Here is an 18,492-nt window from a genome sequence, read left to right as displayed (position 1 = left end):
TAAAACCACCTACTAATACTAAAAAAATTTTAAAAGAAAAGCTTGATACTAAAAAAAAGTTGAGAGCCTTTCGGCTCTCAACGGCGATTTATAGGAAAGCAGGAATACCGTACTGACCTTCCAGCATACCAACTGCTAGCATAGCAACTAAACAGATAACAAGTACACCGACTGGAATAACGATTTTGTCGACAAACGATAGGCGCGCGGCACGCTCTTTATCGCCAATGAGGCCATTGTTATCAAGTAGCATAGTCAGTGCCCATGCCAGTACAGGGTTAACTACCGCAGAACCGAAGATACAGATACCCGCAGCTTGAGAGTCCTTAGAGTCTTTAACCATTTGCATACCAGCTTCAAGTAGAGGTAGAGATACACCTACTAGCAGAGCAACGCGCATAAATGGAGGCCAAGTCGCCACGTCCATTGGGAAACCAAGAATCGCGATAATCATAACGAGCAGACCTAGTAAGATTGAGCCAGCAGGAATAGGACGCTTAGCGATTGCCGCTGGGATCATGTATGTTCCCCATGACGACGTGATGTTACCACCACCGACTGCAGTACCAACCATCTGACGAACAGAACACATAGTCATAGTGTCATCAACGTCCATCAGTACTTTCTCAGTCTTTTTAGGGTAGTTCAGTTCTTGGAAAATACGGTGACCAAGGAAGTCTGGAGACCACATTGCTACCGCTAGAATAGCGAAAGGTAATGAAGCGATGAAGTGCTCTGCATTTGGCAGACCAAGCATCCAACCTTCTTCAGTGCTACCCCACCAGTAAACTGGGTTCAAGTTCGGTAAACCAGTCTCTGTTTCGAATACGATGTCAAAGCCAGCACCAAGAACTAACGCAATAACCAAACCTGTAAATGCACAAACAGGAATTGCTAGCCAGCGCTTATTCACTTTCGCTAGATAAGCGTATAGGCCGATGGTGACCGCGAGAACAATCAGGCCAACGTAACCCATGCTGCCCGCCACTACAGTGTCTGATTGAAGACCTACAGCCCAAGCTTGGATAGAGTTAATCTGGCTCATTGTACCGGTGAGACCAAGGAAAATAAGCAAGCCACCTGCGGTACCTTGTGAGGTAAGGTTAACCAGCTTAGAGCCACCTTTTAGGAAGCTCAGCAGAAGGCCGAATACACCGATAAGGATCGCCAATGCAAGAGGGTGCGCACCTGCTAAAGCAATGGTGCCGATAAGAGGGATCATTGGACCATGGTTACCAGCCAGGTTCGCTTTCGGGTTAATGAAACCAGAGGCGAGTACACAGAATAGCAATGCCGGGATCAGCATCTCTACTCGCGCGACTTCAATCGCAAACTCTTTGCCTAGGTTAACATGGTCCCATGCCGCGGTTAGGCCTTCAGCCCAAGACATCATTACCGCAGAGTACATTGCGATAATACCGATAGTACCAGCAAGTGCCGGGACTAAATCTTCCAACTCGAAACGAAAATCGCGACCAGGTAGGTTCAGACCATAGCGACGAGGCTTCATGATCTGCAACTCATGGTCTAAATAGTCACTGCGGCTTTCAAACTCTGAAGCCGGACGGTGCAGCTCTCGATAGCTCTTGTTTTCGATATCCGAATCAGAGTGCGGTTTATTGACTGCGTCTGACATAGATTCCTCATATTAAAAAAGTTAATGATTCTTGAAAGAGACACCTGTAATTATTGTGTTTAGGCGTTCTCATAAAACTTGCAAGCTTCCTGCATTAAAGTCCTTGTTTCATTGTTCTGTGACGCAAGATGTTCGTGCTTAAGCATAGACAATGAAAAAGACAAAAATTCGCTTATTGAGGCTTTTATCTTTGAGGCGAGTTTAACGTGCTAACCCTTAAGAGTGATTGATTTAGATCACTTTATGAAAGAATGTGAAAGAAAACTACACACTTACCTGAGAGGTGAGGGTATTGGCGCATCAGTGCTGAAATTAATTTTCACATTGTAAGGTTTATAAGACAGGTTGAATAAGGAATAACCCAGATCTAGCTGTGATTTTCGAGATTATTGAGATAGATCTTGTTTTTATAAAAATGTTAATTGTTAACTAGCTTGGCAAATGTGAGTCTTGGTTTGATTTATGCGGTTAATGAAGCTTTTTTGACTAAAAAGTGAATGTTTAATCGTATGATCTGGCTAAATATCGCAATAATGCAGGTTAATAATTTGTTGCATGTTTTAGGGTCTAATGCTAGTTTGTATCGCAATGTGGGCTGAACCTCCGCATGATCCCCATCCAACGGTAGACGATGGGTAGAATAATAACAGGGAGTTAGGCGCATGAAAGATGTACCAGCGCTAGATATAAAAGATTTACATAAAACTTTCGGTCAAAATGAAGTTTTAAAGGGCATTTCTTTGGAAGCCCACAAAGGGGACGTTATCTCTATCATCGGTTCTTCTGGTTCCGGTAAAAGTACTTTTCTTCGTTGCATTAACCTATTAGAGACACCAACAGCGGGTGAGATCTGGGTTAATGGAGAACTCATCGACATGAAAAACAATCGCCAAGGTGAAGCGGTACCTGCCAATGAAAAACAGGTGCAACGCATTCGCTCTCGTTTGGCGATGGTATTTCAAGGTTTCAACCTTTGGTCGCACCTCACTGTTTTAGAAAACGTCATTGAAGCACCTGTGCACGTATTAGGCGTACCAAAAGCGCAAGCGATCGAGAACGCAGAAGTACTGCTGAAGAAGGTAGGCCTTTATGAACGTAAAGACTACTACCCAGGTCATTTGTCTGGTGGACAACAACAGCGTGCGGCAATCGCTAGAGCACTTGCTGTTGATCCTGAGGTGATGTTGTTTGATGAACCTACCTCTGCACTTGACCCAGAGTTGGTTGGGGAAGTGCTAGGGGTTATGCGTGATTTGGCAGAAGAAGGCCGAACCATGTTAGTCGTGACTCATGAGATGGCCTTTGCACGCGATGTATCCAATCACGTTATGTTCTTGCACCAAGGATTAGTGGAAGAGCAAGGGCACCCAGATAAACTCTTTACCAATCCAGATTCGGAGCGCTTAAAGCAATTCGTTTCTTCGATTTACTAGTCGTCTATAAGCGGCAAACACAACAAAGATACAATTCAAAATAAAAAATCACAGGAGTATGGAAATGAAAAAGTGGTTATTAGCAGCAACTCTGGCAGCAACGGCAGTAACGGGTGTTGCTCAAGCAAAAGAGTGGAAGACAGTGCGTTTCGGTATTGAAGGCGCTTATCCTCCATTTAGCTGGACGGAAGCTGACGGTTCATTGAAAGGTTTCGATGTGGACATGGCTAACGCTCTGTGTACTGAGATGCAAGTCAAATGTAAAATCGTTGCTCAAGATTGGGACGGCATTATTCCTTCTCTGCTTGCTCGTAAATACGACGCTATCATTGCAGCAATGTCTATCACTGAAGAGCGTAAGAAGAAAGTGGACTTCACTGGCAAATACGCTCTGATTCCAAACAAGTTCATCGCGAAGAAAGGCGCAGGTCTAGACTTTGAAAATCTGGACGGCCAAAAAATCGCTGTTCAGCGCGCAACAACACACGATAAGTACTTAACAGATAACTACGGCGACAAAGTAGAAATCGTTCGTTACGGCTCTTTCGACGAAGCATATCTTGATCTTGCAAACGGCCGTGTTGCAGCGGTACTTGGCGATGCATCTGCTCTTGAAGAAGGTGTACTGAATAAAGCGGGTGGCGAAGCGTACGAGTTTGTTGGCCCATCACTAACAGATCCTAAATGGTTCGGTGAAGGCTTTGGTATTGCGGTACGTAAGCAAGACAAAGATCTAACTAAGAAGCTAGACGCAGCTATCCTATCTCTACGCGAGAAAGGCGTGTACCAAGAGATCGCAGCGAAATACTTCAACTACGACGTTTACGGTAAGTAAACTCGATAAAATGGCCGCTGATATGTTCCTAGAGGTAATCAGCGGCCTAGTTATATTTCAGTCTAGGTATCAGGAACTCACCTATGCTCGATCTACAAGGATACGAAGCCTCTATTCTTAAAGGGGCCTTAGTGACCATTGAGGTGGCACTACTTTCACTATTGCTGGCTGTCATTTTGGGTATGTTGGGTGCACTTGCAAAAATGGCCCCGTACCGCTGGGCTCGCGCAATCGCAACGCTTTACACGACGGTTATCCGTGGTATTCCCGATTTAGTCCTGATGATGCTGATTTTCTTCGGCGGACAAATCCTGCTAAACAACAGTTTGTACTCTATTAACGAGACGTTGAACGAATGGTTTGCTTCAAGCGATCCGAACCATGAGTGGACCTCTTACTTACCTGACTATATTGACGTTAGTCCATTCATTGCTGGTGTACTGACCATTGGTTTTATCTTTGGCGCTTATATGGCCGAAACCTTCCGTGGGGCGATCATGGCGGTTGATAAAGGAGAGCTTGAAGCAGCTAAAGCATACGGTATGGGGCCAGTCATGTCTTTCCGTCGTATTCTCTTACCGCAGATGATTCGTCATGCGTTACCCGGTTTTGGTAATAACTGGTTGGTTTTGCTTAAAACCACGGCTCTGGTATCGATTATCGGTTTAGAAGATATGGTTCGCGTTAGCGCTCTTGCTGCAGGTTCAACTAAGATGCCATTTACTTTCTACATGGCGGTTGCGCTTATCTTCTTGTTCTTTACTAGTGTTTCAACTGGCTTACTCAAAGTGGTTGAACGCAAATTCAGTATTCATGCGAGGTAGACTATGGACTTTTCATTGATTTTTGAAAGCTTTCCTGTCTATCTTGAAGGCTTGTGGACCACGGTATGGTTGGTCTCTCTAGCACTTATTATTGGCTTACTTGTCGCTGTACCCCTAGGCGTTGCGCGGAATAGCCAGAACTATTTCATCATGGGACCAAGCTGGGCGTTTATCTACTTTTTCCGAGGTACGCCACTGCTGGTGCAGCTTTACTTGATTTACTACGGTATGGATCAGTTTTTCCCCGTCAAAGATACCTTATGGGAAAATGCGTGGTTTTGTGCCTTGGTTGCGTTTGTGTTGAACACTTCTGCATACACCGCAGAAATCATTCGCGGAGCAATTAATGGCTTGCCTAAAGGGGAAGTTGAGGCTGCAAAAGCGTACGGCATGAGCAACTTTATGACCTATCGCCGTATTATTTTGCCAAGTGCGTTACGACGTGCGCTTCCAGCATACAGTAATGAAGTTATTTTCATGCTTCACGGCAGTGCCGTTGCTGGCATTGTCACTATTGTCGACTTAACAGGGGCAGCCCGTTTGGTTAACTCGCGTTACTACGCTCCATTCGAGTCTTTCTTAACGGCGGGTCTATTCTACATGGCACTTACATTCATCATATTGTGGTGCTTTAAGCATGCAGAAAAACGTTTCCTCGCTTATTTAAGACCTCTGAGTTAATGACAAACGGCACCTTCGGGTGCCGTTTTTGATTTAGCTGTCGATGTTTTTTTATTATCTGTTAGCGCGCTTCAAACTTTTCAATCGGACAAATCAGTGCGGATTACTTTTATTAAGGCTTTGATTACACTCAGCCGAGTTTCATAAATATGGTTGATATGTATGGGGAATGTTCATTCTCAGTTTGGATTATGCGTGCTTGCGTCAATAGCGCTTTTAGGCTGTGGTGGAGGAAGTGGTAGTAGCGATTCGACTGACTCTGGCAGTCGTCTTTCGAATGTAGAGAAAGCATTGCAGTCGGGAGATGCGTTACAAGTTAAAGACCCTGCCGAGTTTGTAGTGCACAGTTCCGTGGTTATTGAGCAACATAAACAGGCTTTCAACAAGATTAAACGTTCGATCAATGGGAGTACGCAAGCGCTGCATTGGGACCCGACTCACGATGCCGCAATAGTCTCTCCTAGCTATGGCTTTAATGACACCATTCTCATGACGAACAAAGCGATGCAAGATGGTTACGCTGACCAGTCTCTATCGATAGGTGTCGCGGGTCAGTACGCTCAACGTGGTCGCTATGTCTTTCTCGGTAGCAATCCATTTCGAACGGCAAAGCGTTTTCCAACCTCCGTTAATGAAGAAATGAATCTATGGTTGGAAAACAGTCTCGCTTGGCTTAAAGGCTCCTCGTTTAGCCATTCAACCCGTTTAGTCATTGCGCAGATGGATCAGTCTTATTATTTCCCAGATCAAAGTGCGACTCGGGAGTGGTTAGATGAGCGATACCACGATCAGGTTGTGTACAATGAGGCGGGTAGCTGTGATGGAACCGCGCTCCTAGCATGTGTTGAGCAGCGCCCAGACTTACTCATTTTATCGCAGCACCTTGACTCCGATGCGGATTTGTCTGCTGTCGAACAAGCGATTTATCGAGCACAGCAGTTGCAGATTCCTATCTTATATTTGCATTGGGATGGCGGAATGACTGAGCTTGGCCGATCCATGTTCCGTGACTTTCGTGTCAATTATGTGGGTGATAACTATTGGCGTAAATTGGGTGTCAGTAATTGGAGTCCAGTGCAACTCATTGACTCAATCCCAACAGATATTGTTCAGCAACAGGCGTTACTTGAACGCTTAGATTCAGACAGTTTTAACATCGATCTGTCGCTTTGTGACGATAAATCCTGTCCAGATGAAGCAAACATGGACCAAGAGTTTTACCAGGCAGCGAAGAGTATTCGGGATCGTTTACGTCAACTTGATGAGCAAGGTATTCAGTTGTTTGAGTCTGACCACTACGAATATGAGAAATCACTCATTCTGCTTGCCGACCATTATCGCCAAAGTATCGTGTTTCCTATGGATAAAGAAAAAACGCGACGTCTTGAATTTTTACGTAGCTATTTTGCCGACTACGTTCAATATAATAATCGCGATGTTAACCCCGTACAGCCAGACATGGGCAACTTTAGTCGCAGCGAGTTTAGCGTTGATATCCCGAGAATCACAACCACGGTGAACTTGGAATCTAAGCGTCATTTCCGTGCTGCCGGAATCTATGCGTTGCCAGGGGAGACCTTTGAAGTGACGCGGTTAGATAATCAAGCCGTCGCCACTAAAATAGTGATCAATACACTGCGAAGTGGCGCAACCCACGAATTTTCTACTGATGGTTACAAACGGCCTAAGTTACTCACTTCCTATGCGTATCCGGTGCAACCCGGAGAAACTATTCGGTTGACCTCTTCTTATGGCGGCCCGATTCAGATCCAATTTGATAACAATGGTCTACCCGTCGAGCTTAGATTCAGTCATGTTGCTCAACATCCGGTATGGCGAAATGAAGGAGACAATCAGCATTTTATTGAGCAACTAGAAACCAATTTATTTGATTGGGCTGAATTGATCACGCCTGGATTTGAAGTGCATTCGAAGCGTGACAAGATGTTGACCTCGGTCATGGCGGAAGAGTGGGCTCAACCTGCTGATATGGCACTGGCTACCGAGCGATATATTCATAATTTACCCCATGCGCTTGCCGGTTTTGAAGGCCCGGGCATAGACGCCGTCACGGATATCCATCAATACGCTGAAGCGCGAGGTTGGCAAATAGAGACCATTGATATCGTCAAACATATGAATGCCGATCAGGCGACCTGCGGCTATGGCTGTTCAGGTAACCCTTATGATGCTTACTGGTCTTTTCATCCACTTGGTCATGGTGATTTGCATGAATTAGGGCATGGTTTAGAGAAAAGTCGTTTTCGGTTTAGTGGCTGGGATGGGCACGCGACGACGAATTACTACTCGTATTACAGCAAATCCCGTTTTTACAGTGAAACTGGTCAAGTCTCTAGCTGCCAAAGCCTCGACTTCAAAGCCCAATTTGAATTGTTACAAGCCAGCCGTCTGCAAGCGGATCCAAACGGTTACATGGCTCAGCAAAATCAAACGAGTTGGAGTTGGGGAGCACGTGTTTTTATCCAGATCATGATGCAAGCGCAAAACCAAGGTGTGATTGATAATGGCTGGCATTTGCTAGGGCGGTTACATATCTTAGAACGCGAGTTTACGCGTCTAAAAAGCGCTGATGAGCTATGGGCCGCGAACAGAGCGCAAATAGGTTTTTCTAGCTACAGCCGAGATGAGGCCAATGCCATATCCAACAATGATTGGTTGTTGATCGCATTCAGTGTCATTACAAACAGAGATATGCGCCAGTATCTTGATATGTGGGGCTTCCAGTTTAGCGATAAGGCCATTAGTGAAGTTAGCTCCAAAAGCTTGCCAGCGATGCCTTTAAGCTATTTTGCATCCAATCCAGGTGGTTACTGTCTAGATGAGTTTGCAACCAACGAAGTGGCTATTGATGGCACGAGCAGTTGGCCCTTGTGATGAACAAAAAGGGAGGCTTAGCCTCCCTTCTTATTGTGATTAGGTCAACGGTCTAAAAAGTCGAAACACACTTAACTAAGAATGATAAGTATGGTCCCCGCTAGTGTCATGAGTATATTTGCTATGGCGTAGGTACCCGCGTAACCTAATGCTGGAATCGTTGACTTGGCATAGTCATTCACAATATCCATTGCAGGCGCACAAGTACGCGCACCAATAATCGCACCAAACAACAATGCTCGGTTCATCTTTAAAATGTAAGCGCCAACAAGATAAGCGCAAACGACAGGCACGACACTGACGACGAAGGCGAGACCGATAACTTGAACACCGACTTGAGAAAGGTGCTCGAACATCTTACTACCCGCACTTAGGCCAATGCCGACCATGAAAATCATCAACCCAAGATCTTTGACCATGTTTAATGCCCCTTGAGGCACATAACCAAAAGTAGGGTGATTCGCACGAAGGAAACCGAGTGTAATGCCTGACAGTAGCAAGCCTACCGCGTTACCAAGGCCAAAAGAAACCTGACCAAAGGTCATGGTGATCAGACCAAACATAATACCCAAGATGAAGAAGCTACAAAAAGCGAGTAGGTCAGCCATTTGACTATGAATGGAAATGAAACCGATTTTCTCAGCCAGACCATGAACTCGGCTTTTCTCCCCACTGACCTGTAAGACATCACCTTTGGCTAGCACAATGTCTAAATCCATTGGCATTTCGATTTGGGCACGGACCACACGGTTTAGGAAACAGCCGTATTCCGATAGGTTCAAATCCGATAAGCGCTTACCTGCAATCGCATCACTTTTCACGACGATCTCTTCTTCGACAATGCGTAAGTCGAGCAGGTTTCGGTCAAAAACCTCTTTGCCGTTTCTAAAGCTAGGGTCAAGACGGGCATGACTGTCTGGAAAGCCAACCAGCGCTATTTCGTCGCCTTCCTGTAGGATCGCATCACCATCGGGGTGGGCTAGGATACCATTGCGACGAATACGCTCTATGTAGCAACCCGTTTGGCGATAGATGCCCAGCTCGCGAAGGTTCTTGCCGTCAATCCAATCTATTAGCTCTTGCCCAACGCGATACGCACGGATAATTGGCAGGTATACCTTGCGCTGGCCAGAGCTTCCCAATCCACGTTCTTGAGCAATTTGTTGAGCGGAATCCGACAGGTTTTGCTTTTGTAATTTAGGCAGCAACTTGGCAAACATGATCATACTAATCAAACCGATCAAGTAAGCCATCGCATAGCCGACAGAAAGGTTTTCCAGCACCAAAGAAAAATCCATATTGCGTGGCGCGGTCGCAAGCCCTGATGTTAACGCGTCTTGTGCACCAACCAGTACTGGTGTTGAGGTCAATGCTCCTGCCATCATGCCGGCAGATAAACCAAAATCTAGCCCTAAGTGATGGCTAGCAAAATAGGTGATAAAGAGTGCGGTCGATAAAACCACCATACTGAGAATGAAGTAGTGCTTACCGTCTCTGAAGAATATGCCAAAAAAGTTAGGCCCCGCTTCGATACCAACACAATAGATAAACAGCATAAAGCCTATGGTTAGCGCATCGGCACTAAAGCTAAAGCCAAGGTGTCCCATCACAAGCGCTGTCACCAGAACGCCGATAGAATTGCCGAGTTGTAATTTACCGAAACGAATTTTGCCTATTGCTAGGCCAATGGCGAGAACCACAAAAATGAGGAGGATGGGGTTTTGCTCAAGCAAGTGTACGACGTCAATGTTCACGGGCAGATCTTGTTTTGTTGCCGGGGTAAGTTAAGTGTGCGAATTGTATCTTAATATTGCAAAATGGATAGTGAATTATTTTAGAATTTACGATTAGTTTACTTGAGGCATTATATTGTTAATTGCTAATGCAACTGGCTGATAGGTATAAAAAAAGCCGCTATATGCGGCTCTTTCAGGATTCGATTTACTCGTCGAAAAGACCTAGGTGCTCTTTTGCGTACGCTTCGAAGTCATCACAACCACCGATGTGATCTTGATCGATGAAGATTTGTGGAACCGTCTCAACTGGTTTACCCACTGTCTTTTCTAGATCAGCTTTTGAGATACCTTCAGCGTGGATATCTACATAGCGGTAGTTGAAGTCGTCACGCTTCGCTTTTAGTGTTTCTGCATGCTCTTTTGCACGAACACAGAATGGGCAAGCTGGGCGACCAAAGATAACTACGAACATATTCTTTCTCCTATAATTTGTTAACAGCAACTATGCACCAATCAGTGCAGGAAATAAAGAAGCATTTACCTCTTGTCTCGATAGAGAAAACCTATTGATTGAATTTTGATCTAAAGGACTCAAGCCGCAGTAAAGAAAGCGAGATAGGTCGAGAAAACCCCTTTTATCAATAGGGTATTTTGTACAAGTTGCACTGCATCAATTTTATTTCCCTTTGAGGTTGGCATGCTAGAACAAGTCTAATTTGCTCAAGGAGTGTGTTGGTTATGTTTCAGTTTATGACCTCCACCCGGATTATATTCGGCGAAGGAGCGTTACAGTCGTCTCTCTCTGTGCTCAATCAGTTTGGCTATAGTGTTCTGCTTGTTTCTGGACAGAACATTGAACGGGCTGCGGCCATTATCCACTACTTAAAGTCGCAGAACATGCGTTACCAGCATGTCTCTATTGCAGGTGAACCTAACATCACTATGGTAGAAGAGACGGCTTTGGTTGGGCGTAAGTTTAAACCTGACATGGTCATCGCAATTGGAGGGGGCAGCGTTTTGGATATGGGAAAAGCGTTAGCAGCGGTGATTCCAAACCAAGGTGATGTTTATGACTATGTCGAAGTCGTGGGTCGTAATGTGCCTTTGAAATCCAAACCCTTACCATTTATTGCCATACCAACCACCGCGAGTACTGGATCTGAAGTTACCAAGAATGCAGTGCTTCGTTCCGGACAAGATCAAGTCAAAGTGAGTTTGCGTAGCCCCGACATGTTGGCTGACGTCGCTATCGTCGACCCGACACTGACTTACGGCACAGACCCATATACTTCGGGCAGAGGGGCAATGGATACCTTTACCCATCTTATGGAAGCGTATGTTTGCGGCGATCCTAACCCACTTACCGATATGATTTGTGAGGAGGGGCTCCGAAGGCTAAGCCGTTCTATATTGCCTGCTTGCCTTGAGGATGATTTTAAAGCGCGTGCCGATCTCTCTTTTGCCGCCACCTTAGGAGGTATGGCGATTACTAACGCTAAGTTAGGAGCAGCTCATGGGTTAGCATCAGCCTTGGGTGGGAAATTAGAGGCTCCGCATAGCGTGATTACCGCTAGGCTCTCGCCGCATGTCATGGCTGAGAATATTAAAGCGGCGAAGGCGTTAGGTCGTGCTGACTTACTTAATCGCTACCAGAAAATGGCCTGTTTACTGACAGAGCAACCAAACGCACAACTGGATGATGCGGTAGGGTGGGTCGAATCAACCTTATCTCGCTTAGCGCTACCGGAGTTAACTCATTTTGGTGTATGCAGCACCTCATTTGAGCAAGTTGCTGATGATGCCCTGAAGTCTGTCGCGATAAGGGGGAATCCACTTCCTTTAACAAAAAAACGGTTAATCTACATTCTTGAGCAAGTGTGTGATTGTCAGGGGGATTGCAGTTATGAAAATAAAGAAGTGAAAGGTGCCAGTAGCCTTCTATTACATAGTAGTGATCCTAGGCTGGTGAATAAAACCACTAACACGCAATAAAAAAGGAGCCATTTGGCTCCTTTTTTAAAACTGAGATAACTTGTCGTAGCGAGAATCTTTTAGCGCATCTTTTACTCGCTTAAGGTTTTCTCTAAATCCTGTACCACGGCGTAGTGTAAAACCAGTTGCCAACACATCAATCACTGTCATCTGCACAACGCGACTTGCCATTGGCATGTAGACATCTGTGTCTTCTGGTACATCAAGTGAGATTGACAATGAACTCGCTTTATCCAGCGGCGAGTCTTTCGCAGTAATAGCGATAACCGTCGCACCGTTTTCACGCGCTAGGTTGGCAATTTCGACCAAACTCTTAGTGCGACCTGTATGCGAAATCAGCACAACTACGTCATTATCGGTACAGTTAATACAGCTCATACGCTGCATAACGATGTCTTCAAAACAAGTAATTGGGATATTGAAACGAATGAATTTGTTTTGCGCATCTTTTGCTACCGCAGATGATGCACCTAAACCAAAAAATGAGATTCGTTTCGCTTGAGTCAGCAAATCCACAGCGCGATTAACTTGCATCGCATCTAGGCTGTTCTTTGCCACATCAAGGCAAGCCATGGTTGATTCAAAGATTTTGTGCGTGTAGGCGTCTGGTCCATCATCTTCCTCAACGTTACGGTTAACGTAAGGCGTACCATTTGCCAAACTTTGTGCTAAGTGCAATTTAAAGTCTGGGAATCCTTTGGTATCCAAGCGACGACAGAAGCGGTTAACAGTAGGCTCACTTACATCAGCCATTTTTGCTAGTGTAGCAATACTAGAATGAATGGCAGTCTGAGGAGAAGCCATAATCACTTCAGCGACCTTACGTTCGGACTTACTGAAGTTCTCTAGATTTTTCTGAATTTTTTCTAATGTGTTCATAGTGTTCACGAGGGTAAGAGAACAACTCACCGGATATACCATTCGAACTATTTCGAGAGGAAACAAGATGTTCCCTAAGAGGTAGTCACTATCCAGCGCCATTGGGTCAGTATAAACCTAAGCCATAGGTTTACAGTAACATTTATCCGCTTAAATTGGCGAGAATATGACAAGCCTCAAACTAAATTTTATGAAAACTACAAAAATAGCTTGTATGCGGCCTGTTTCATCGTTTGTTTGCTTGATCTTGTTGGTCAAATTACAGGATTTAAGAAAGAAACTTTCATTAAGCGTTGATTTGTTTAACCAGTTTTTCGATTCTTGCCATCAGGTTTGGTGCCGTCTGCGCGATTTCACGCTGTTCTTCGAGCACAGTGCTGAGAATGTCCCTACCCGTGAGCGGGTTGGCAAGCACGACTCGGAATACGATGGTATTGAGTCTATCCCATTGATTAGGGTTTAAACGAGTGCGAGATACGAAGGATTTACCGGTTTCTCGCTGACGTTTTTGAATGAACTTAGTCAGATCATTAAGCAGTTCATTGAGCTCTGCTTTTTGCTTAGCGTTTGCTTGTTCCAGACTTTGACGAACGTGCGCTGGAATGTAGCGGTATGTGAGTAAGCAAAGCTCAGGTTCAGACACTAACTCAAAATCGTCTTGCTGTGTTATCAGTGAAGCAAAATATTTTGCTTTCTCAATACTTTGATCGATGAGTAGCTCATAACCAGGGCGACTGATGATGTGCATGGCTGCGTAAACTAACATCGCCATACCTGAGCGTGAACCTTCGAGAGTGTGGCTGCCCAAATCTTTAGAGCCTTTGCGCAGAATGTATTGCGCATGATGCTCGATGGACTTCATTGCGTCGGGGTTTTTAAACAAAACCATGCCTGCGCCCATTGGGATGTATAACTGTTTGTGCGCATCGATGGTTACCGAATCCGCAAGTTCGACCCCTTGAAGTAGGTGGCGATAGTTGTTAGACATCAGTGTGGCGCCGCCCCAAGCCGCATCGATATGGAAATGGCAATCCTCTTCTGCACAGATCTGTGCCATCTCTTCTAGAGGGTCGATACTGCCCGTTTCCGTGGTTCCGGCTACACCAATTACAGCAAAAGGTTTAATGTTTTGAGCCTTAAGCTCTGTTATTTTCTGTTTGAGCGCCTTAGGACAAATGCGGTTATCAGAGCCTGTTTTGATTGCCACTAAGCCTTCTTGACCGATGCCTAATACGTCTGCTGCTTTTTTGAGTGAGTAATGACCACGCTCGGACACCAATACGGCTAACCCTTCGTAGCCATAATGCTTCATCGCTTTGAAGAGGCCTTCTTTCTCTACCCCTTTGAAGTCACCAGTTGCGCGTAAAGCATTGTTACGTGCGACCCACAGCGCGGTGATGTTAGCGATGGTACCGCCGGAACAAAAAGCGCCTAAGGAGTGGTTCGCACTGTGCATCCATTGGGAATAAAAGGCGTCATCGCGGTGATAGATCAGGCGATGGAGCATTCCAAGAACTTGGCGCTCTAATGGTGTAAACGCTTTAGACGTTTCGATCTTAACCAGGTTCTGGTTCAACGCGATCATGATTTTTGACAGCGGCATCAAAAAATAGGGAAGTGCCGATGTCATATGGCCGATAAAACTAGGCGCTGAAGTATGAACGGAGTGTGATACTAACGTATCGAGCAAATGCTGTGTGTGGTCTGAGACAAATTCGGGTTGTTCAGGGATCGCCGCATTGGAGAAATCTTTTTCAATCTCTCGCAAAGGCTTTTCTTCTGCGACGATGTGCTCACGCAAAAACTTATTGAGATTACGTGATAACTCTTCGTCGATTTTGGTTAGCGTTGAGTCTGGCCCTTCAGGTACTGTAAAAATTCGAAGTAGACTTTCGAAGCTTACATCCGCCGTTTTATGTTCCGATACCATACAGCTACATTGCTCTAATAATTTTTCTTGCAAGCGGGACAATCTAAACGAAAACGGGAACAAAGTCCCGTCTTAAATTGGTCAATCTTAGTTTTAATTGGTCGAAATTGACGGCTTTTTGAGCGAAAAGCCGTCAAATCCTTATTTACAAGAAATGCTTTCTAGTTCTTGAATTGATTGATTATAGCGCTTCAATGCGGCATCAATTTTCGTCGGGTGGCTTAAAAGGTCGGCGAAGGCAGAGCGAAGTTGGTAGTTCTTCTCATGCGGTTTTGCTTGGCGATCTTCAAACGTTACTTTTGCCAGCTGGCCCAGTTCGTCACTACGAGAAGCGAGCACCTTGATGTCTTTTTGTTCGAGCTGCAACCAAGCTTCTACTGGTTGGCCAGTTGCAACTTTCGTCGCATCATTATCAAGATAGTAGCTGACGGCTGCACGGTTGAGTTCAAAGTGATTCACTCGACCTTGCAAGAACCACTCGCTAACTTCTTTTAGGTCAGGGTATTGCTCAGAGGTGAGTTTGGCGAGATCTTCGTACCAGTGCAGAGAGGCGTCAATGTAAGCGTCGTATTTTTTTGATAGACAAGCGTTGTCTGCAGCCAGGGCCATAGAAGAAGAGGCACTTAAAAGCAGCGCAACAATCAGGCGTTTCATAAAGATTCCTTTTGAATAATAGTTATTTTGTCCCCTAAATAACGATGTATTGGCATGTTGAGCGAGATACAATCGTTGCTAGAGGTGACGACATTTTATTAGCTATTACTAAAGTAATAGTCTCCGACGCGATTAATATAGTGAATTTCTCGGCAAAATCCTGCGATCTAGCTTGCAAGAGAGACAAAGAAAAGCATCAGTACTGGTACCAGTAAGCTCAAGATAAAGCCGCTGACTATCGCAATCGGCACACAGCGAACCCCGCCGGTGGTCTGAATCACGGGTAAGGTAAAGTCCATGGCAGTCGCACCTGCATAACCAATCGCGGTGCAAGGCTTAGTGCGAATAAACAGTGGGATCAATACAAGTGCGATAAGCTCGCGCAGAAGCTCAATCATAAACGAGGCACCGCCGTAAATAGGCCCAAATGCGTCCCCCATTAATATGCCCGCAAGTGAGTACCAGCCAAAGCCGGATGACATAGCCAGTGCTCGGTAGAGGTTTATATCGAGAATGTGCGCGGCAATGACGCCGCCGATCATCGAACTTACAATAATCAGCAGTGCGATGACCATGCCGTGTTTATTCAGTAGGATTTGCTTTAAGGTTAATCCGCTATTACGTAACTGAATACCAATAAAGAACAGCAGCAAGAAAAGTATCCACTCACTTGCAGTGTCTACCCAACTTAAATCGAGGGGGAGGGCTAGACCAATCATTAATCCCCCGCCGACAACCAGAATCAGTTTCATTGATTCTAGTGCCATGCTGGAAAGCGGTAGTTTTTTGCTTACCGTATCGGTTTGGATAGGTAACAGCTTGTCAATAAAAGGAAGGACAGCAAGGTTGGCTAAGCTCAAGCAGCTAAAAAATACCGCGGTATACTTGAGGATTACCTGAAGGTTTTGTCCTAAGTTATCCAGTGCGGCTAGGCTTAAGCCCATCAAGCCCAAAATTACGTAGATAAGATTCGACGTCGTGGTGTTGATGGTATCAAGTAAAGACTTTTTTGAAATCGATATAAAATACCCCACAACAAGTGGGGCAAAGATAAATATCATCCCTGAGAACATGAGTTTTCCTGTGAGTTACAATCCGCTTGCGCTGATAAGCTCGTCGATTTGCGTATTGAACTCAATATCACTCAAATTACTGAGTTTGTACAGTATATCTGCTCCCGTCACATCAAATTCTACCAAATGTTCGTCCAGGTCTTCGTCTTGGCGACGGAACATTAGGATGTGATTCGCGATTCTGGCGATCTCTAGGTAACTCACCGCATGCTCTGCTTTAACTAGACGTTTGTTCGCTGCAACTTCGAGAAAATCAGCATCAAACCCCCAGCTTTCTAGTACCAATTTACTGGCGTTAGAACATTGATTATCGAAGACTTGAAAGGCGATGGCTTCATCTAAGTAATTACCGTCTTCTATATAGTAGTGGTATTCATTGACGATGCAGAACAAACCGATATCAGCCAGAAGACCAGTCAGAAGCGCTTTGTCTGATTCTAGGTGAGCGTATAGTGATGAACCACTTTCTTTAAACCCTCGAGCAACGAGCACCATAGTGGCGGCAAGTTCGCGAGAATTCGCGGCGCTCTGAACCAATATTTTGTTGCAGGATGTGCTCAGATCCACTGAGTGCTTGAGCTGTTCGATGGCTTGAGCAGTGACAATATCACGTACACGTAAAATGCCTAAACGAGACACCGCGGTTACTAGATCGGTACAGGTGATGTTACGGCGGTTAAAAATAACTGAATTGGCAACTCGGATCACGATAGCTGCCAAACCGGGATCTTCGAGTAGCGAGTCAGCAACATCCGCAACGGTTGTGGTGTCTTGGGTACATAAGCGCTGGATCTTTAGTACCACTTCAGGAATGGGGGGGAGAGTAATTTTTTTACTTGAAATGGCATGTTCGATGAGTTGCGAGAACTCAGACTCGATGCCTTTTAATAGCAGTTCTTTGTTTTCTGGAAGCCAATAAAATGATAGATGGTTCATACATTGTCTGACGATAAATTAACTTTTTACAGTGTAACGTTTCTCTCGTTAAATAAGCAAATAATTGCGTTGTGTTATTGATACTTTGGGTGGTAGTTCTCAACCTTTTGATTAGTTCCTTAAAGTTGTTAACAATCGAGCCAACTCGTGACAGAACTCTCAAATCAACGCTAATGAAGTTTGCGTGATGTGACCTATGCACAGACTTATTTCGTTTCGTTAACTATCATCTGTTTACTTACTGTGATTAAGCAAACAATACTTTTAATTCTATAGTTTAATCGACAGGTTTTTCGCTTAAAACTGCTGCTATCTGGTGATCATAAATAATCGGGGTTTCGATATTTGAAGGATCAATGGATATGACAGAGCTACATTTTATTCAGTACGTAAACAAGTTTGGTACATTTCAAAAGCGTTCAATGTTTGGCGGAACAGGATTGTTCAGGGAAGACGCCATGTTTGCATTGATCAGCGCGAGCAAAATTTTTATTCGAGGCGGTGAGCAGTTAGATAAAGAATTCTCCGCATTAGGTTGTGAAAAATATCGTCATGTGAAAAAACAGACCACAGCGACGGTTAACTATTACGATATCACAGCTTTGTTTGAGCAAAACGACGACCGCCTTGGCGAGTTGGTTCAACAATCAATCGATTACTCGGTATCTGAACGTCAATACAAGCGTTCGGCGGCAAATCGTCGATTGCGTGATTTACCTAACATGCAACTTACCTTAGAGCGCATGGTTAAAAAGGCAGGCGTGGAGGACGTGGATATGTTCCTCGAACTTGGAGCTCCAGCTGTCTTCTCTAAAGTAAAACAAGCGTACGGCAGTGATGTGGATGTAAAGCTGCTGTGGAAGTTTGCTGGTGCCATTGATGGTATTCACTGGAAATTAATTCAGGAACCACGCAAACGTCAGCTGTTGGCAGGGTGTGAATAGTTCTACTCTTTAAATGAACGGATATAGATAAAAAAAACACGACG

General features: G+C 44.9%; 15 protein-coding genes. 7 read left to right on the top strand and 8 right to left on the bottom strand.

Going from position 1 to position 18,492, the window contains the following annotated elements; genetic code table 11:
* Positions 1 to 88 precede the first annotated feature (88 nt).
* Complete coding sequence (locus RH45_RS12395) at positions 89 to 1,636, bottom strand: DUF3360 family protein (RefSeq protein WP_008077645.1); 1,548 nt, start codon at positions 1,634 to 1,636, stop codon at positions 89 to 91.
* Positions 1,637 to 2,298: 662 nt separating this feature from the next.
* Here RH45_RS12395 and RH45_RS12390 point away from each other — a divergent pair.
* The 5 genes from RH45_RS12390 to RH45_RS12370 all read left to right on the top strand — a co-directional run bounded on the left by RH45_RS12390 (position 2,299) and on the right by RH45_RS12370 (position 8,304).
* Positions 2,299 to 3,069, top strand: coding sequence for an ABC transporter ATP-binding protein (locus RH45_RS12390; protein WP_008077644.1), 771 nt, complete (start codon positions 2,299 to 2,301; stop codon positions 3,067 to 3,069).
* 64 nt (positions 3,070 to 3,133) lie between these two features.
* Positions 3,134 to 3,904 (top strand): ABC transporter substrate-binding protein, encoded by a 771-nt coding sequence (locus RH45_RS12385; RefSeq protein ID WP_008077643.1) that lies wholly within the window; start codon positions 3,134 to 3,136, stop codon positions 3,902 to 3,904.
* Between the two features lie 83 nt (positions 3,905 to 3,987).
* Positions 3,988 to 4,728: an ABC transporter permease gene (locus RH45_RS12380; protein WP_008077642.1), complete on the top strand. Its 741-nt coding sequence runs from the start codon at positions 3,988 to 3,990 to the stop codon at positions 4,726 to 4,728.
* Positions 4,729 to 4,731: 3 nt separating this feature from the next.
* A complete protein-coding gene (locus tag RH45_RS12375) occupies positions 4,732 to 5,409 on the top strand; it encodes an ABC transporter permease (RefSeq protein ID WP_008077641.1) in 678 nt (225 codons plus the stop codon).
* Between the two features lie 162 nt (positions 5,410 to 5,571).
* A complete protein-coding gene (locus RH45_RS12370; protein ID WP_008077640.1) occupies positions 5,572 to 8,304 on the top strand; it encodes an ImpA family metalloprotease in 2,733 nt (910 codons plus the stop codon).
* Positions 8,305 to 8,375: 71 nt separating this feature from the next.
* Here the strand turns inward: RH45_RS12370 and RH45_RS12365 are convergent, their stop codons facing one another.
* Both RH45_RS12365 and RH45_RS12360 read right to left on the bottom strand, forming a co-directional pair.
* On the bottom strand, positions 8,376 to 10,058 hold the full coding sequence (locus tag RH45_RS12365; RefSeq protein WP_008077637.1) for an aspartate:alanine antiporter: 1,683 nt from the start codon (positions 10,056 to 10,058) through the stop codon (positions 8,376 to 8,378).
* A 187-nt stretch (positions 10,059 to 10,245) separates the two neighbouring features.
* Entirely contained in the window at positions 10,246 to 10,512 is a 267-nt protein-coding gene (locus tag RH45_RS12360; RefSeq protein ID WP_008077635.1) for a GrxA family glutaredoxin, read from the bottom strand.
* Between the two features lie 266 nt (positions 10,513 to 10,778).
* Between RH45_RS12360 and RH45_RS12355 the strand changes: the two genes are divergently transcribed.
* A complete protein-coding gene (locus tag RH45_RS12355) occupies positions 10,779 to 12,032 on the top strand; it encodes an iron-containing alcohol dehydrogenase (protein ID WP_008077634.1) in 1,254 nt (417 codons plus the stop codon).
* 24 nt (positions 12,033 to 12,056) lie between these two features.
* Here the strand turns inward: RH45_RS12355 and RH45_RS12350 are convergent, their stop codons facing one another.
* The 5 genes from RH45_RS12350 to RH45_RS12330 all read right to left on the bottom strand — a co-directional run bounded on the left by RH45_RS12350 (position 12,057) and on the right by RH45_RS12330 (position 17,504).
* Positions 12,057 to 12,911 (bottom strand): MurR/RpiR family transcriptional regulator, encoded by an 855-nt coding sequence (locus tag RH45_RS12350; protein ID WP_008077628.1) that lies wholly within the window; start codon positions 12,909 to 12,911, stop codon positions 12,057 to 12,059.
* 286 nt (positions 12,912 to 13,197) lie between these two features.
* A complete protein-coding gene (panP, locus tag RH45_RS12345) occupies positions 13,198 to 14,841 on the bottom strand; it encodes a pyridoxal-dependent aspartate 1-decarboxylase PanP (protein WP_008077626.1) in 1,644 nt (547 codons plus the stop codon).
* 141 nt (positions 14,842 to 14,982) lie between these two features.
* Positions 14,983 to 15,495, bottom strand: a complete 513-nt coding sequence (locus RH45_RS12340; RefSeq protein ID WP_008077624.1) for a hypothetical protein — start codon at positions 15,493 to 15,495, stop codon at positions 14,983 to 14,985.
* A gap of 167 nt (positions 15,496 to 15,662) precedes the next feature.
* Positions 15,663 to 16,568 carry a LysO family transporter gene (locus RH45_RS12335; protein ID WP_008077618.1) on the bottom strand — a complete coding sequence of 302 codons (906 nt, stop codon included), beginning with the start codon at positions 16,566 to 16,568 and terminating at the stop codon, positions 15,663 to 15,665.
* A 15-nt stretch (positions 16,569 to 16,583) separates the two neighbouring features.
* The gene (locus RH45_RS12330; RefSeq protein ID WP_008077617.1) at positions 16,584 to 17,504 is read right to left on the bottom strand and encodes an HDOD domain-containing protein; all 921 of its coding nucleotides are present in this window, start codon (positions 17,502 to 17,504) and stop codon (positions 16,584 to 16,586) included.
* A gap of 356 nt (positions 17,505 to 17,860) precedes the next feature.
* On the opposite strand from RH45_RS12330, the gene RH45_RS12325 reads away from it, so the two are divergent.
* A complete protein-coding gene (locus RH45_RS12325; RefSeq protein WP_008077616.1) occupies positions 17,861 to 18,448 on the top strand; it encodes a TfoX/Sxy family DNA transformation protein in 588 nt (195 codons plus the stop codon).
* The last annotated feature ends 44 nt before the right edge of the window (positions 18,449 to 18,492 follow it).

The sequence above is a fragment of the Vibrio sinaloensis DSM 21326 genome, assembly GCF_000189275.1.
Taxonomy (GTDB): domain Bacteria; phylum Pseudomonadota; class Gammaproteobacteria; order Enterobacterales; family Vibrionaceae; genus Vibrio; species Vibrio sinaloensis.
Note: the sequence above shows the minus strand (reverse complement) of the source record. Positions and strands in the feature narration are given on the sequence as shown.